Genomic DNA, 14535 nt, shown 5'->3' on the forward strand with positions numbered 1-14535 from the left:
CGATTGCGGTCGCCGATAATGGCGAGCAGTCGCTCGCGATCTCCCACAGGGACGATGACATTGACAGTTTGGGCCATGCCACACGATTCGCATGTCCTGCCAAAAATGTGAATCTTATGAAAGCGTCAATGCACTAGGAGCAGTCCCACCGCTGAACGGACTTATGGAGAAGCGCGGCGGTTCTCTCATGGACTACTCGAAGTCGGCCCTAGAGCACAGGATCAAAGTATATCTGGACCCAAAGCAGCCGATGGAAGTAGTGCGGCGAATTGCTCCTGGCCTTGCTGACGATCGTGCACGATTTAATGCTGTTGATGCCCGCGATGATGCGAAATCGGAGTTCTTTAGAACCGAAAAAATAAAGCGATACTGGGTACGCGCATTTGATCATTGCTGGGCTTACACGACGCTTATAAGGCCGATTTGGAATGAGCCCCGGCCGATGCTGCAAAGGATTCTCGCAGACGCGGAAGGGTTTGTTATTTCGCGTCCCTCAGCTGTCGCGGATCCTGATGGATTTCCAAGCTGTTGGTCGTCCACGCTCGGCGATAACGATGGTCTACGCGGCCATTCTTATTTTTTTCCAATCGTTGAAAACCTTTCGGGTGCGCCACGGGCCAATCTGTCCGCGTTGGCGGTTGGGTATCTGGCGGCGATGGTTCCGGCAGACGGTGGGTTGTCGTCGGGTGGCCCCGAGGTGGCTTCGGCGGATGTTGAGCCATGGATCGCTTCGGCTGCGCCTCGCGATGACGGGGAGGTATTGGAGCGTGAGCAAGCGGTGCGTGCGACGGCCGCCGGGGCGCGGGCGGTTTGGATGCATGCTTTGGCGGTGATGTATGCGCCGGCTTATTTGGCGGAGAATGCGGGGGGGATCAGGCAGGGGTGGCCGCGGGTGCCGTTGCCTTCGGATGCGGGGCTGTTGCGGCGGTCGGCGGGGTTGGGGGAGGTTTTGGCGGCGTTGCTTGATCCGGATTGTCCGGTCGAGGGGGTGACGCGCGGGGTGATCCGGCCGGAGTTGGTTTCGATCGGGGTGCCGCATGGGGTTGGGTTCGGGGTGACGGCGGGGTGGGGCAATCGGACGGACAAGGGGATTACGATGCCGGGCAAGGGGCGTTCGGTGGTGCGGGAATATGCGCCGGGCGAGGCGGCGACGGCGGCGGTGGGTGGGGTGCTCGGGGCGCGGACGCGGGATGTTTATTTGAACGAGGGGAGTTACTGGGCGAATATTCCAGAGGCGGTGTGGGATTTGCATATCGGCGGGTATCAGGTTTTGAAGAAGTGGCTGTCGTATCGGGAGTATTCGATCATCGGGCGGGATTTGGCGGCTGGCGAGGTGCGGCATGTGATGGAGACGGCGCGGCGGCTGGCGGCGATTTTGTTGTTGGGGCCGGCATTGGATGCGAGTTTTCGGGATTGTGCGGCGGCGCATCGGGCGTTGGGGTGATATGGTGGGGTGGTCGGGTTCGGTGGTGGGACTTGACTGTGGCGGGGCTGGATTGCTTCGCAAGGGCTCGCAATGACGTGGTTGGGCGGTGCGTGAGTCTCTGACGGCGTCCGCGCCCGGCACCAAATTCAAAAAAGTTTTTTGCTTCTTTTTTCCAAAAAAGAAGCCTTCCTCGCCTTACGGCTTCGCGGCCGCGTTCTGCGGCGTGCGGAGGAGGATGAGGGCCATGATGGCGGCGGCGATGCAGAGGTAGGCGGAGAGGCGGAGGGCGTTGTCGAGGCTCCAGGTTTCGGCTGCGATGTGGAGGTTGTGGGCGAGGGTGGCGATGATGCTGTCGTGGGACATGCCTTTGGTTTTCATGGCGGCGGTCCAGCTGGCCACGGCGTTGTGGGGCATGTCGGCGGTCATGTTGTCTTCGATGTGGGCGGTCTGGCGTTGCCAGAGGGTGGTCAGCAGGGTGACGCCGAGGTTGGCGCTGGAGACGCGGATGAAGTTGGAGGTGGTGGAGGCGAGGGCGATTTCGCTGGGCGGGACGTCTGACATGACGATCATGGTGAGGGGGACGAAGAGCATGCCGACGGCGATGCCCTGGACGAGTTCGCTCGGGATGGTGGCGTTGAGGCCGACGGCGGGGTCGAAGAAGGCGAGGATGTAGGCGCCGGCGTAGATGATGAAGCAGGCGGAGGCGAGGAGGCGCAGGCTGAACAGGCGGGTGAGGCGGCTCATCATGGCGGCCATGGGGATGGCGGTGGCGGCGAGGGGGACGAGGAGGACGCCGCCCCACCAGCCGTTGAAGCCGAGGTCGGTTTCGGACCAGAGGGGGAGGATGGAGCTCCAGCCGACGAAGATGGACCAGCCGAGGCAGAGCAGGAGCAGGCCGAAGCCGAAGTTGCGGCGGGCGAGGTAGCGGAGTTGCAGCAGGGGGGCGGGTTCGAAGAGTTCCCAGATGACGAACAGGACGAGCAGGGTGGCGGCGATGAGGGCCACGTGGCTGATGAAGACGGAGCGGAACCAGCCGTATTGTTCGCCCTGATCGAGCACGATCTGCAGGGCGATCATGCCGGGCCAGAGGAGGGCGAGGCCGACGGTGTCGAATTTGGGTGGGGCGGTGGTGGGGCGGTCGGCGGGGAGGGCGATCTGCACCAGGGCGATCGAGACGGCGCAGAGGGGGATGGCGAGCCAGAAGATATCGAGCCAGGAGAAATTGGTGGCGAGCCAGCCGCCGAGGGCCGGGCCGAGGAAGAAGGGCACCAGCATGATGTTGCTCCAGAGCGCGACGGCGAGGGTCTGGTGGCGTTTGGGATAGTTGGTGAGCAACAGGGTTTGCACGAGCGGGACCAGGATGCCGGCGGAGATGCCCTGGATGGAGCGGGCGATGAGCATGAGGGTGAGCGAGGGGGCGAGGATGGCCATGAAGCAGCTGGCGATCAGGACTGTCATGGCCAGGATGAACAGGCGTTTGAGGCCGAATTTGCGGGCGAACCAGGGCATCAGGGCGATGCCGAGCGCCCAGTGGACGAGGAAGTATGTGAGGGTCCAGAGGGCGTGGTCGCTGCTGGTGGCGAGGGTGCCGGCGACGTAGGGGTAGATGCTCTGCAGGGCGCCGCCGGTGAAGGAGCCCATGCCGAGGCCGAGGCCGAGGCCGATGGTGAGCGGGATGAGGGCGGCCTTGGGTTTTTCGGTGTCGCTTGTGGCGGCGGGCGCGATTGATGAGGCAGACATGCTGGCATATTAGTCGTTGCCCGGCCGGTGACCAGCCGAAATCACGCGGCGGGGCGGGATATCATCTATGCGTGGGATGGTGGGTATCGGGGCTGCGCCAGGTCGAGGTGCGGTTCGCGCCAATCGACGATGGTGGTTTCACCGGTGAGGGTAACGGTGCTGCGGCGGGCGGGGGCGTGGGCGATGACGGTGCCGCCGCGGATAACGGCGAGGCGGGCGGGGCGGGTGCGGATGGCTTCGATGGGGTCGGCGGCGTCGAGGATGATCAGATTGGCGGGCTTGCCGGGGGCGATGCCGTAATCGGTGAGGTTCAGGGCGGCGGCGGCGTTGGTGGTGACGGCGTGGTAGCAGGCGCGCATGCCGTCGATGCCGGTCATCTGCGCGACGTGCAGGCCCATGCCGGCGACTTCCAGCATGTCGTGGCTGCCGAGCGGGTACCAGGGGTCCATGACGCAATCGTGGCCGAAGGCGACGGTGACGCCGGCTGCCATGAGTTCGGGCACGCGGGTCATGCCGCGGCGTTTGGGGTAGGTGTCGTGCCGGCCCTGGAGGGTGATGTTGATGAGGGGGTTGGCGATGGCGCTGATGCCGGCTTCGGCGATCAGGGGGATGAGTTTGCTCGCGTAGTAATTGTCCATTGAGTGCATCGAGGTGAGATGCGAGCCGGCGACGCGGTGGTGCATGGCGTGGCGGATGGTCTCGGCCGCCAGGGTTTCGATGTGGCGGGAGTGGGGGTCGTCGGTTTCGTCGCAGTGCATGTCGACCATGAGGCCACGGTCGGCCGCGATTTTCATGAGCTGGCGGATGCTTTCGGCGCCATCGGCCATGGTGCGTTCGAAATGGGGGATGCCGCCGATGAGGTCGATGCCCATGGCGAGGGCGCGGTGGAGGTTTTCGGGGGATTTCGGATAGCGGAGGAAGCCGTCCTGCGGGAAGGCGACGAGCTGGATGGTGAGGTAGGGGGCGAGTTCGGCGCGCAGCGCGGTGAGGGCTTCGACGGCGAGGAGGCGGTCGTCGCAGATATCGACATGCGAGCGGATGGCGCCGATGCCCTGGGCGATCGACCAGAGGCAGAGGCGTTTGGCGCGCTGGTAGATGGCATCGGCGGTGAGGCGGGGTTTGAGTTCGCCCCAGAGTGCGATGCCTTCGAGCAGGGTGCCGGAGTGGTTGAGGCGGGGTTCGCCGCGCGAGAGGGTGGAGTCGAGGTGGAGATGGGCATCGATGAAGGGGGGGCTGACGAGGTTGCCGGTGGCATCGATGATCTGGCCGGCGTCGCCGGGCAGGCTGGGTTCGATGGCGGCGATGATGCCGTCGCGGATGCCGATGTCGAGGCCGCTCCGGCCGTCCGGCAAATTCGCCTGGCGGATGAGGAGCGACCAGGTCACGGGTAGAGCCTGGTTGCGGTCCATTCATCGGCCGCGCGGGTGAAGACGGCGCGGTCGTGGAGGCGGAAGTCGCGGTCTTCCCAGAATTCGATGGCGCTGGGGGCGACCAGCCAGCCGGACCAGTGGGGCGGGCGGGGGACCGGGGCATCGGCGTATTGGGCGATGGCGGATTCGAGGCGTTGTTCGAGCCGTTTGCGGTCGGGCAGGGGGCGGGACTGGTCGGACGCCCAGGCGCCGATTCGCGACAGGCGGGGGCGGGTTTCGAAATAGGCATCGGCTTCGGCATCGCTGACCTGGGTTGCGGTGCCTTCGATGCGGATCTGGCGTTTGCGGGTTTTCCAGTGAAACAGCAGGGCGACGTGGGGGTTGGCGCGGATTTCGGCCGATTTGCGGCTTTCGAGGTTGGTGTAGAAGACGAAGCCCTGACGGTCCCAGGATTTGAGCAGCACGATGCGGGCCGAGGGGTGGCCCTGGGGCGTGGTGGTGGCGAGGGTCATGGCGTTGGGGTCGTTCAGTTCGGAGTCCTGCGCCTTTGCCATCCATGCGGCGAATAATTCATAGGGGTCGGAGGTGAGGTCGATCATTGGTTGCCCTTGCCGCTGTGTCGCCATACTTGATAGGTCATGCCGCGTTGTGTCACCACCCCGGGGTCGCTGCGCGCGCGGTGATCTGATTGGAGCTATTCTATGCAGGAATCCGTTGCAACTCTTCCTCTTGCCGGCACGCTGATGCGGGGCAAGCGCGGTGTGATCATGGGTGTGGCGAACAATCGTTCGATCGCCTGGGCGATCGCGCAGGCCATTGCGGCGCAGGGGGGGGAGCTGGCGTTCACGTATCAGGGCGAGGCGCTGGAGAAGCGGATCCGGCCGCTGGCGGAGAGCATTCAGTCGGATCTGGTCATTCCGTGCGATGTGAGTGACGATGCGGCGCTGGATGCGGCGTTCGATGCGATTGCGGGGCGGTGGGGCGAGATCGATTTCCTGGTCCATGCGATCGGGTTCGCGGACAAGCAGTACCTGCGGGGGCGGTATGCCGATACGCCGCGCCAGGCGTTTCTGCAGGCGATGGATATTTCGTGTTTCTCGTTCACGGCGGCGGCGCAGCGGGCCGGGGCGCTGATGAAGCGGGGCGGATCGATGGTGACGCTGACGTATCTCGGCGCGGAGCGGGTGACGCCTCACTATAACGTGATGGGGGTTGCCAAGGCGGCGCTGGAGTCATCGGTGCGGTATCTGGCGGCGGATTTCGGGGCGAGCGGCATTCGGGTGAACGGGATTTCGGCCGGGCCGATCAAGACTCTGGCGGCGTCGGGGATCGGGGATTTCAGCTATATTCTGAAGTGGAACCAGTATAATTCGCCGCTGGAGCGCAATGTCGGGCTCGAGGAGGTCGGGGCCTCGGGGTTGTATTTGTTGTCCGATCTGTCGCGCGGGGTGACGGGCGAGATCCATCATGTGGATTGCGGCTACCACATCGTGGGCATGAAGAACCCGAGCGCGCCGGATATCAACGCGGTCGAATAGCGGGGTTTGCGCCGCTGTTGTCCGGCGGCAGCGGGGGCGCGTTATTTTTTGGCGGCGATCGGCTTGTGGCCGCGTTCGATCAGGCGGCTGAGCAGGCCGGGTTTTTTGGCGGTTTCGGGCTTGGCGGGGGCGGCGTTGCGTTCGGCCTTCGCCTTGGCTTTCAGCCACTCATCGAGGCTTTTGTTGGCCTTGGCGGCGCGTTTGCGTTCGTAGTCGAGCTGGGCGTCGGTCATTTTTCGGGTCATGATGGGGCTGTGCCAGAGCGTGGGGCGGGATTCAAGCGCGATCGCCGAATGGCGGGGCGGTCGGGGGCGGACGGCGGGGCTGCTTGCATCGCGGGGATTTGCGCCGCACGATATGCGCCGTCCAAAAACACATGACCGCACCACGGGGGAAATTTCCATGACGGCACCGACCATGACCGCTTTTGCCATTGTCGAAAACGGCGCCAGTCTTGCCGAAATCAGCCTGCCGATGCCCGAGCCGAAGGGCCGGGAGATCCTGCTCGAGGTCACGCATTGCGGGGTCTGCCATTCCGATCTGCACATCTGGGACGGCTATTACGATCTCGGCAGCGCCGGGCGGCTCGATGTGATGCAGCGCGGCATTTCCCTGCCGCTGGCGCTCGGGCATGAAATCGTCGGCCGGGTCGTCAAGCTCGGACCCGATGCCAGCGGCGTCAAACCGGGGGATCTGCGCATCGTCTATCCCTGGGTCGGGTGCGGCAGCTGCGCGCATTGCGCGGCGGGCGAGGATAATCTTTGTGCGAAACAGCGCTCGCTCGGGATTTTCCAGCACGGCGGTTTTGCAACCCATGTCATTGCCGCCCATGCGGGGCACCTGGTCGATCCCGGCGATCTCGACCCGGCGCTGGCCGCGACCTATGCGTGCTCCGGCATCACCGTGTTCGCCGCCATCCGCAAGATCATGCCGCTCGCGCCGGATGTGCCGGTGGTGCTGATCGGCGCCGGCGGACTGGGACTGTCGGCGATCGCGGTGCTCCGCGCGCTGGGCCATCGCGCCATCGTCAGTGTCGATACCAGCGACGCCAAGCGCGCCGCCGCGACCGCCGCGGGGGCCACCGCCACGGTCGATGGCACGGCGGAACGGCTCGACAAGGCCATTATCGCGGCGTGCGGCGGTCAGCCGGTCGCCATCATCGATCTGGTCAACGGGTCGGCCACCGCCCGCGCCGCGTATGGCGCCCTGGCCAAGGGGGGCAAGCTCATCATGGTCGGTCTGTTCGGCGGCGAATTGACCCTGCCGCTGCCCTTCATGCCGATGCGCGCCCTGACCATTCAGGGCAGTTTCGTCGGCACACCGGGCGACCTGCGCGAACTGGTCGGCCTCGCGCAGGGCGGCGCGCTGCCCAAACTGCCGGTCGAGACCATGCCCAAGCGCGCGGCCGATGCCGCCCTGCACCGGCTCAAGGAGGGCTCGGTGACCGGGCGCCTCGTTCTGGTTGCCGATCCCGCTTGATCGACAAGCTCGAATACCTGCTCGCCCTCGCCCGCGAAAAACATTTCGGCCGCGCCGCCGAAACCTGCGGCGTCACCCAGCCGACGTTTTCCGCCGGCATCCGCGTGCTCGAGGAGACCCTCGGCATGCCGTTGGTCGAGCGCTCGTCGCGCTTTCAGGGCTTCACCCCGGAAGGCGAGCGCGTGCTCGACTGGGCCCGCCGGCTGGTCGGCGACATGCAGGCGATGCGCGCCGATATCATGGCGCTCAAGCGTGGGCTGACCGGTTTGCTGCGGATTGCGGCGATTCCCACCGCGCTTGCCACCATCACCGAACTCACCACGCCGTTCCGCGCCCAGCACCCGGATGTGCGGTTCTCGATCCAGTCCTGCACCTCGAACGAGGTGCTGCGCCGGCTGAACAATTTCGAGGTCGATGCGGGGGTCACCTATCTTGATAACGAACCGATCGGGCGCAACCGCGTGGTGCCGCTGTATCAGGAGCGCTACCGCCTGCTGACCGCCGCCGATGCGCCGCTCGGCCGGCACGACCGCGTCACCTGGGCCGAACTCGGCCAGATCCCGCTCTGCCTGCTCACGCCCGACATGCAGAACCGGCGCATTCTCGACCGCCTGCTCCGCAACGCCGGGGTCGATCTGCTGCCCACGCTCGAAAGCAATTCCATCGTCGTGCTGGTCAGCCACGTGCAGACGGGCCGCTGGGCCTGCGTGCTGCCGGAAAAACTCGCGCAGATATTCGGCCTGACCACCAGGCTGCGCGCCATTCCGATCGTGGCCCCCGAAGAGGTCCACGCCGTCGGTCTGCTCCTGCCCGACCGCGAACCGATGGCCCCGCTCGCCGCCGCCCTGGTGCAGATCGCCACCCGCCATGCCAGGGATCTGGACGATTTTTCTCGATAGAGATTTTCTATCAAACCTTCGAGTCTTTGGCCTGTTAACTTTAACGGATTCGCGTTATCGTTAATCAAATGGAAAGCTTTATCGGGTACCAAACGTATCCGGCATGCTGCTGCGGGAGTTGAACGGGCGTGATGGCAAAACAACACTCTGTCTGGAATCCGGCTGATGCGCGCGCGATCATTGCGGCCGAGCTGCATCGTGAAGGGGCCATGCTGCCCATTCTGCACGCATTGCAGGCCGCATTCGGCTATATTCCACGCGATGCCGAGCCGCTGGTCGCCGAGGCGCTCAATCTCAGCCGCGCCGAAGTCCATGGCGTGATCAGTTTCTATCACGATTTTCGCCGCGAGCCCGCGGGGCGCCACGTCCTGAAACTCTGCCGCGCCGAAGCCTGCCAGTCGATGGGGTCGGAGGTCACCGCGCGGCGCCTGCTCGACCTGCTGGGGCTGGATTGGGGCGAAACCTCGCCGGACGGGCGGATCACCATCGAGCCGGTCTATTGCCTCGGCCTGTGCGCCACCGCGCCCTCGGCTTTGTTCGATGATGAACCGATCGGCCGGGCCGACCAGCAGATGCTCGAAACCCTCGTGGCGGAGGCCGCCTGATGAAACTCTTCATCCCGCAGGACATGGCCGCCGTCGCGGTCGGCGCCAACCGCATCGCCGCTGCGGTCGAGGCCGAGGCGCGCGCCCGCAACATGCCGCTGACCATCGTGCGCAACGGCTCGCGCGGGCTGTTCTGGCTTGAACCCCTGCTCGAGGTCGAGACCCCGGCCGGGCGCATCGGCTATGGCCCGCTCACCGTGGCGGATGTGAAAGCGCTGTTCGATGCCAATATTTTCGAGGGCGGCACGCATGCGAAATGCGTCGGCCCGGTCGAGGCGATTCCGTTTCTCGCGCGCCAGACCCGCTTCACCTTCGCCCGCGCGGGCATCGCCGATCCTGCCTCGCTCGATGATTATCGTGCCCTCGGCGGCTACAAGGGTCTGGAAACCGCACTCTCGATCGGGCCTGCGGCCATCGTTGCCGCGGTCAAGGACAGCGGTCTGCGTGGCCGTGGCGGCGCGGGTTTTCCGACCGGCATCAAATGGGAGACCGTCGCGCGCACCGGCGCCGACCGCAAATACATCGTCTGCAACGCCGATGAGGGCGATTCCGGTACCTTCGCCGATCGTCTGATCATGGAAGCCGATCCCTTCATGCTGATCGAGGGCATGACCATCGCCGGCATCGGCGTCGGCGCCACCCAGGGCTATATCTATCTCCGCTCGGAATACCCGTTCGCCATCGCCATGATGAACCGCGCGATCGCGCTGGCCCGCCGCGCCGGCCTGCTGGGTGCGGCGATCAACGGCAGCGCCCATGCGTTCGACATCGACGTGCGCGTCGGCGCCGGCGCCTATGTCTGCGGCGAGGAAACCTCCCTGCTGGAAAGCCTGGAAGGCAAGCGCGGTCAGGTGCGTGCCAAGCCGCCGCTGCCTGCCATCAAGGGCCTGTTCGGCCGCCCGACCATCATCAACAACACGATAACCCTGGCCAGCGTGCCGTTCATTCTTGCCGAAGGGGCGCAGCGCTATGCCGAGCTCGGCTATGGCCGCTCGCGCGGGACCATGCCGGTGCAGATTGCCGGAAACGTGAGGCATGGTGGCCTGTTCGAATGTGCCTTCGGTGTCACCCTCGGCGAGCTGGTCGATGATATCGCCGGCGGCACCGCCTCCGGCCGCCCGGTCCGCGCCGTGCAGGCGGGTGGGCCGCTGGGGGCGTATTTCCCGCCCTCGCTGTTCGACACGCCCTACGATTACGAAGCCTTCGCCAAGCGTGACGGGTTGATCGGCCACGGCGGCCTCGTTCTGTTCGACGACACCGCCGACATGGCCAGGATGGCCCGTTTCGCCATGGAGTTCTGCGCCCATGAATCCTGCGGCAAATGCACGCCGTGCCGGATCGGCGCGGTGCGCGGCGTGGAGACGTTCGACAAGATCGCAGCCGGTATCGAACCGGAGAAGAACCTCGCGCTGGTGCGGGACCTGTGCGAGACCATGAAGCTTGGCTCGCTCTGCGCCCTCGGCGGCTTCACGCCCTACCCGGTGCTCAGCGCGCTCAATCATTTTCCCCAGGATTTCACGGCTTCACCGCTGCCGCTGGCCGCTGAATAAAGGAACACACCCATGGGTCTCGTTCACGAAATCGACTACGGCACCAAGGCTTCGCAATCCGAAAAACTGGTCGCCCTCACCATCGATGGCGTTGCCGTCAGCGTGCCCGAAGGCACATCGGTGATGCGCGCCGCGATGGAGATCGGCACCAAAATCCCCAAACTCTGCGCGACCGACATGCTGGACAGTTTCGGCTCCTGCCGCCTCTGCCTGGTGGAAATCGAAGGCCGCGCCGGCACGCCGGCCTCGTGCACCACCCCGGTCGCCGAGGGCATGGTGGTCCACACGCAGAACGAGCGCCTCGGCAAGATCCGCCGCGGTGTGATGGAACTCTATATCTCGGATCACCCGCTCGACTGCCTGACCTGCTCGGCCAACGGCGATTGCGAATTGCAGGACATGGCCGGCGCGGTCGGGCTGCGCGATGTCCGCTACGGCTATGCCGGCGACAATCATCTCGCTTCGGCCAAGGACATCTCGAACCCGTATTTCCAGTTCGACCCGGCGAAATGCATCGTCTGCTCGCGCTGTGTGCGGGCGTGCGAGGAAGTCCAAGGCACCTTCGCGCTCACCATCGCCGGCCGCGGCTTTGACTCCAAGGTCTCGCCCGGCATGGAGGAAAGCTTCTTCGAGTCCGAATGCGTCTCCTGCGGCGCCTGCGTGCAGGCCTGCCCGACCGCGACGCTGATGGAAAAATCCGTCGTCGAGATCGGCCAGCCCGAACATTCCAAGGTCACCACCTGCGCCTATTGCGGCGTCGGCTGCTCGTTCAAGGTCGAGATGCGCGGCGAGCAGGTTGTCCGCATGGTCCCCTTCAAGGACGGCAAGGCCAACCACGGCCATTCCTGCGTCAAGGGCCGCTTCGCCTGGGGCTATGCCTCGCACCGCGACCGCATCACCAAGCCGATGATCCGCGCGCATATCAACGATCCATGGCGCGAAGTCTCGTGGGATGAAGCGATTGCCCACACGGCGTCGGAATTCAAGCGCATCCAGGCGCAGTATGGCAAAAACGCGGTCGGGGCCATTACCTCCTCGCGCTGCACCAATGAGGAAACCTACCTCGTCCAGAAACTGGTGCGCGCCGTCTTCGGCAACAACAACACCGATACCTGCGCCCGCGTCTGCCACTCGCCGACCGGTTACGGCCTCAGCCAGACGCTGGGCACGTCTGCGGGCACCCAGGATTTCGACAGTGTCGAACACGCCGACGTCATGCTGCTGATCGGAGCCAACCCGACCGATGGCCACCCGGTGTTCGCCTCGCGCATGAAAAAACGCCTCCGCGAAGGCGCCAAACTCATCGTGATCGACCCGCGCCGGATCGATCTGGTGCGTACCCCGCATGTCGAGGCGGCGATCCATCTGCAGATCCGACCCGGCACCAATGTCGCGATCCTGACCGCGCTCGCCCATGTCATCGTCACTGAAAATCTGGTCGATGCCGATTACGTCCGCGAGCGCTGCGAGACCGATGCCTTCGCCCATTGGGCCGAATTCGTCGCCCGGGACGCCAACAGCCCCGAAGCGACCGCCGCCATCACCGGCGCCGATCCGATCGCGGTGCGCGAAGCCGCCCGGCTCTACGCCACCGGCGGCAAGGCCGCGATCTATTACGGTCTTGGCATCACCGAACACAGCCAGGGCACCACCGCCGTGATGGCGCTGGCCAACCTTGCGATGGCGACCGGCAATATCGGCCATGTCGGCGCCGGGGTGAACCCGTTGCGTGGCCAGAACAACGTGCAGGGCAGTTGCGACATGGGCAGCTTCCCGCACGAACTGCCGGGCTATCGCCATGTATCGATGCCGGATGTGCGTGCCCTGTTCGATCAGGCCTGGGGTGTCACGATCGAGCCCGAGCCGGGCCTGCGCATTCCCAACATGCTCGATGCCGCGATCGATGGCACATTCAAGGGTCTTTATATTCAGGGCGAGGACATCGCCCAATCCGACCCGGACATCCGCCACATCACCGCCGGTCTCTCGGCGATGGAATGCGTCGTCGTGCAGGATCTGTTCCTCAACGAGACCGCGCAATTCGCCCATGTCTTCCTGCCCGGCTCGACGTTTCTTGAAAAAAACGGCACGTTCACCAATGCCGAGCGCCGCATCCAGCGCGTCCGCAAGGTGATGACGCCGAAAAACGGGTTCGAGGACTGGCAGATCACCCAGCGTCTCGCCCAGGCGCTCGGTTATGACATGAACTACAGCCATCCGGCTGAAATCATGGACGAAATCGCGCGCCTGACGCCGAGCTTCGCCAATGTGTCGTTCGATCTGCTGGAGCGCGTCGGTTCGGTGCAATGGCCGTGCAACGAGGCCGCGCCGGAAGGCACGCCGACCATGCATATCGATCATTTCGTGCGTGGCCGGGGGCGGTTCTTCGTCACCGAATATGTCCCGACCGACGAGAAAATCGGGCCGCGCTTTCCGCTCCTGCTCACCACGGGGCGCATTCTCAGCCAGTACAACGTCGGCGCGCAGACGCGCCGGACCGAAAACACCGCCTGGCACCAGGAAGATCTGCTCGAAATCCATCCGCATGACGCGGAGCAGCGTGGCGTGACGGATGGTTCGTGGGTCAAGCTCGCCAGCCGCGCCGGCGAGACCAGTCTGCGCGCCAAAATCACCGAACGCGTCGCCCCCGGCGTGGTCTACACCACGTTCCATCACCCGATGACCATGGCCAATGTGGTCACCACCGATTATTCCGATTGGGCGACCAATTGCCCGGAATACAAGGTCACGGCGGTGCAGATCTCGCCATCCAACGGCCCGACCGACGCGCAGCGCGACTATGCAGAACTCGGCCGGCGTACCCGCCAGATCGAGGCCGTCGCCGCCGAATGAGTGCTGCGCCGGAACCGGTGGTTGACGCGGCGGCCACCGCGTTCCGCAACGGCACCGTTGCCGCGCAGACGCGCGCGGTGCCGGAGGAAACGGCGGTCGCCCTCAGCTACGGCCGCGTCGGCTACGCGGTGATGATGACCACGCCTTGCGATTTGGTCGATTTCGCGATCGGCTTCAGCCTGTCCGAAGCCATCGTCGATCGCGCGGCGGACATCATCGCCTGCGATATCGTCACGGTCGAGCAAGGCATCGAATGCCGCATGGAGGTGGCGCACGACGTCGCCGCCCGCCTCGCCCAGCGCCGCCGCCACCTGGCCGGCGCGCTCGGCTGCGGCCTGTGCGGGCTCGAAAGCCTGGCGGAAGCCAATCGCGCCATTCCGCGCGTGACCGCCGGCCGTCCGGTCACCGCCGATGCCATCATGCGCGCCATGCGCAGCCTGCCGCTGCACCAGACCCTCAACCGGCGGACCCACGGCGTCCACGCCGCCGCTTTTCTCGATCCGGCCGATGGGGCGCTGCTGGTTCGTGAAGACGTCGGCCGGCATAACGCGCTCGACAAGCTGATCGGCGCGCTCGCCCGGGAGAACCGCAACCCCGCCGCCGGACTTCTGCTGATGACCAGCCGGATCTCGATCGAGCTGATCCAGAAGGCTGCAATCGCCGCCATTCCGGTCATCGTCGCCGTCTCGGTGCCCACGGCGCATGCCATTCGCGCGGCGGATGCCGCCGGCATCACCCTTGCCGCCGTCGCACGCGACGATGGCTTTGAGATTTTCACGCACGCATCCCGCATCGAGTTTGGAGCCCACGCGCATGTCGCATGACCATGAAGCCCAGGACCGGAAACTGGTCTATATGGCCAATCAGATCGCTACCTTCTTCAACGCCCAGCCCGATGATCAGGCGATCGGCGAAATTGCCAACCACATCATCAAATTCTGGGACCCGCGGATGCGCGCGAAAATCACCGCCTATGTCGGCCACGGCGGTGGGGGTCTGCTGCCTCGCGCGCACGCGGCGGTCGAGCGTTTGTCGCATCCGCAGCAACAATCCGCCTGAATAAAACGATTTACCG

The 14535-nt window shown here is 65.1% G+C and carries 13 protein-coding genes; 9 read left to right on the top strand and 4 right to left on the bottom strand.

Annotated features, from left to right (window positions below; translation table 11 throughout):
* Nucleotides 1-163 precede the first annotated feature (163 nt).
* On the top strand, nt 164-1444 hold the full coding sequence (locus tag AruPA_RS15505) for a type ISP restriction/modification enzyme (RefSeq protein ID WP_265637673.1): 1281 nt from the start codon (nt 164-166) through the stop codon (nt 1442-1444).
* Between the two features lie 177 nt (nt 1445-1621).
* Here AruPA_RS15505 and AruPA_RS15510 read toward each other — a convergent pair whose 3' ends face one another.
* The 3 genes from AruPA_RS15510 to pdxH all read right to left on the bottom strand — a co-directional run bounded on the left by AruPA_RS15510 (nt 1622) and on the right by pdxH (nt 5135).
* The gene (locus tag AruPA_RS15510; RefSeq protein WP_265637674.1) at nt 1622-3166 is read right to left on the bottom strand and encodes a DHA2 family efflux MFS transporter permease subunit; all 1545 of its coding nucleotides are present in this window, start codon (nt 3164-3166) and stop codon (nt 1622-1624) included.
* 65 nt (nt 3167-3231) lie between these two features.
* A complete protein-coding gene (locus AruPA_RS15515; protein WP_265637675.1) occupies nt 3232-4551 on the bottom strand; it encodes an amidohydrolase family protein in 1320 nt (439 codons plus the stop codon).
* Nucleotides 4548-5135, bottom strand: a complete 588-nt coding sequence (pdxH, locus tag AruPA_RS15520; protein ID WP_265637676.1) for a pyridoxamine 5'-phosphate oxidase — start codon at nt 5133-5135, stop codon at nt 4548-4550. Before pdxH ends, AruPA_RS15515 begins: the two co-directional genes overlap by 4 nt.
* A gap of 102 nt (nt 5136-5237) precedes the next feature.
* On the opposite strand from pdxH, the gene fabI reads away from it, so the two are divergent.
* Nucleotides 5238-6074 carry an enoyl-ACP reductase FabI gene (gene fabI, locus AruPA_RS15525; protein ID WP_265637677.1) on the top strand — a complete coding sequence of 279 codons (837 nt, stop codon included), beginning with the start codon at nt 5238-5240 and terminating at the stop codon, nt 6072-6074.
* Between the two features lie 41 nt (nt 6075-6115).
* Here fabI and AruPA_RS15530 read toward each other — a convergent pair whose 3' ends face one another.
* A complete protein-coding gene (locus tag AruPA_RS15530; RefSeq protein ID WP_265637678.1) occupies nt 6116-6319 on the bottom strand; it encodes a hypothetical protein in 204 nt (67 codons plus the stop codon).
* A 157-nt stretch (nt 6320-6476) separates the two neighbouring features.
* Between AruPA_RS15530 and AruPA_RS15535 the strand changes: the two genes are divergently transcribed.
* The 7 genes from AruPA_RS15535 to AruPA_RS15565 all read left to right on the top strand — a co-directional run bounded on the left by AruPA_RS15535 (nt 6477) and on the right by AruPA_RS15565 (nt 14519).
* Nucleotides 6477-7553, top strand: a complete 1077-nt coding sequence (locus tag AruPA_RS15535; protein ID WP_265637679.1) for an alcohol dehydrogenase — start codon at nt 6477-6479, stop codon at nt 7551-7553.
* Nucleotides 7550-8452, top strand: coding sequence for a LysR family transcriptional regulator (locus AruPA_RS15540; RefSeq protein ID WP_265637680.1), 903 nt, complete (start codon nt 7550-7552; stop codon nt 8450-8452). Before AruPA_RS15535 ends, AruPA_RS15540 begins: the two co-directional genes overlap by 4 nt.
* Nucleotides 8453-8583: 131 nt before the next feature.
* Nucleotides 8584-9057, top strand: a complete 474-nt coding sequence (locus AruPA_RS15545; protein WP_265637681.1) for a formate dehydrogenase subunit gamma — start codon at nt 8584-8586, stop codon at nt 9055-9057.
* Nucleotides 9057-10607: an NADH-quinone oxidoreductase subunit NuoF gene (locus AruPA_RS15550; protein WP_265637682.1), complete on the top strand. Its 1551-nt coding sequence runs from the start codon at nt 9057-9059 to the stop codon at nt 10605-10607. The genes AruPA_RS15545 and AruPA_RS15550 overlap by 1 nt, the downstream gene beginning before the upstream one ends.
* Before the next feature lie 12 nt (nt 10608-10619).
* On the top strand, nt 10620-13460 hold the full coding sequence (gene fdhF / locus AruPA_RS15555; RefSeq protein ID WP_265637683.1) for a formate dehydrogenase subunit alpha: 2841 nt from the start codon (nt 10620-10622) through the stop codon (nt 13458-13460).
* The gene (fdhD, locus tag AruPA_RS15560; protein ID WP_265637684.1) at nt 13457-14284 is read left to right on the top strand and encodes a formate dehydrogenase accessory sulfurtransferase FdhD; all 828 of its coding nucleotides are present in this window, start codon (nt 13457-13459) and stop codon (nt 14282-14284) included. Before fdhF ends, fdhD begins: the two co-directional genes overlap by 4 nt.
* The gene (locus AruPA_RS15565; RefSeq protein WP_265637685.1) at nt 14274-14519 is read left to right on the top strand and encodes a formate dehydrogenase subunit delta; all 246 of its coding nucleotides are present in this window, start codon (nt 14274-14276) and stop codon (nt 14517-14519) included. Before fdhD ends, AruPA_RS15565 begins: the two co-directional genes overlap by 11 nt.
* The last annotated feature ends 16 nt before the right edge of the window (nt 14520-14535 follow it).

The organism is Acidiphilium sp. PA, from assembly GCF_026191915.1.
Lineage (GTDB): Bacteria > Pseudomonadota > Alphaproteobacteria > Acetobacterales > Acetobacteraceae > Acidiphilium.